Annotated in this window: 1 pseudogene; it reads right to left on the bottom strand. The window is 68.6% G+C overall.

Annotated features, from left to right (window positions below):
* A pseudogene (locus DKG74_RS21925) lies at nt 1-1,535 on the bottom strand (hypothetical protein); the annotation flags it as partial.

The following is a 1,535-nucleotide window of genomic DNA, read 5'->3' as shown; positions in this document are numbered from 1 at the left end:
GGTCAGGGCGATGTTCCCCGTGCCGGTCGCCTGCAGGGTCTCGATTTCCTGCCCGGCCGCCAGCGTGTAGGTGACACTGGTCGAGACCGTGTCGTTGCCTTCGCCCGCCGCCTCGATCACCGTATCGCCGGCATCGTCGACGACATAGCTGTCGTCGCCCACACCGCCCGACATCGTGTCCGCGCCGCCGCGGCCGTCCAGCTGGTCGTCGCCCAGGCCGCCGATCATGGTGTCGACGCCGTTGCCGCCCAGCAGGATGTCGTTGCCCTCGCCACCGTCGAGCGTGTTGGCGTCGAGCGCCGGACCCGGGGTGGCCAGCGCCCCGCCGCCCGAATTGTCGCCGACCAGCACATCGTCCCCGGCCGAGCCGGTCAGATCGTCGTTGCCGTCGCCGCCGAGGACGAGGAAGCCGGGCGCCACGCCCGTGCCCGTGTTGCCGCTGGCGGTGAGGTCGATCTGGTAACCGCCCGACAGGTTGCGGCCGTTGATGTCGGTATCGACGTCCGCGAAGCTGTTGTTGGTGATCCAGTCGATCAGGCCGCTGGCGAGGCCGAGCGAAATGCCCGTGCCGTTAGCGGTGAAGACGTTGCCCGTCACCTCGACCGTGGTGCCGGGGCTGTCGAAGTTGATGCCGGTACGGGCGGAACCGATCGTGTTGCCCTCCACCGTCAGGGTGACGCCGCCACCGTCCGACCAGATGCCGCGGCCCCAGGGCGCCGTGCTGTACTTGTTGGTGTTGGCGCCGGTGATCGTGTTGTCCTCGATCGTGACGGCGCCGGAGGCGATGGGGCCCTGGAAGATGGCATAGGCGTCGATCGCGCCGCCGTTGGTCAGCGTGCTGTAGAACAGGTTGTTGGCAATGACGTGGCCGGTGCCGCTGCCGCCCTGCGTGATGCGCAGCTGGGCATTGCCCTGACCCCCCGCGTTGCTGGTCGCATCGGCGAGGAATTCCAGGCCGTCGATCACCACGGGGGCGGTCGAGCTGATCAGGATCTGGCCGTGGACAACGGACCCCGTGCCATGAGCGCCGGAGCCTGCGATCCCGGCATTGGCGCCGAGGACGGTCAGTTCCTTGGCGATCGTGGTGTTGCCTTCGTAGGTGCCGGAATGGAGCACGAGGACATCGCCCGCGGTCGCGGCGTCGACTCCCTGCTGCAGGCTGGCGATGCCGCTGCTGCCGCCGACCAGCACCACGCTCTCGTCGTTGAACGTCAGGCGTTCAACGCCTTCGACCGTGGTGGTGACACCGCCGATGGTGACCAGGAACGAGGTGCCCGAGCCGCTTTCGATGGTGGCATCGGCGAAGTTGGCGTCGAATACCGCGCTGTCCTTGCCGGCCCCGCCATCGAGCGTGTCGGTGCCGCCGCCACCACTCAGGGTGTCGCTGCCGTTGCCGCCGCGCAGGACGTTGTCGTTGCCGTCGCCGATGAGGATGAGGTTGCCGGTGGCGGCGGTATTGGCCAGCAGGTCGTGATCGTCGGCGTCGGTGGTGAAGGTCAGGGTCGTCGCGGTCCGGTTGTCGACGTCGCCGAGGG

The sequence above is a fragment of the Zavarzinia aquatilis genome (assembly GCF_003173035.1).
In the GTDB taxonomy this organism is placed as follows: domain Bacteria; phylum Pseudomonadota; class Alphaproteobacteria; order Zavarziniales; family Zavarziniaceae; genus Zavarzinia; species Zavarzinia aquatilis.
The sequence above is the reverse complement of the archived record's forward strand: the minus strand, read 5'-3'. Positions and strand labels throughout refer to the sequence as shown.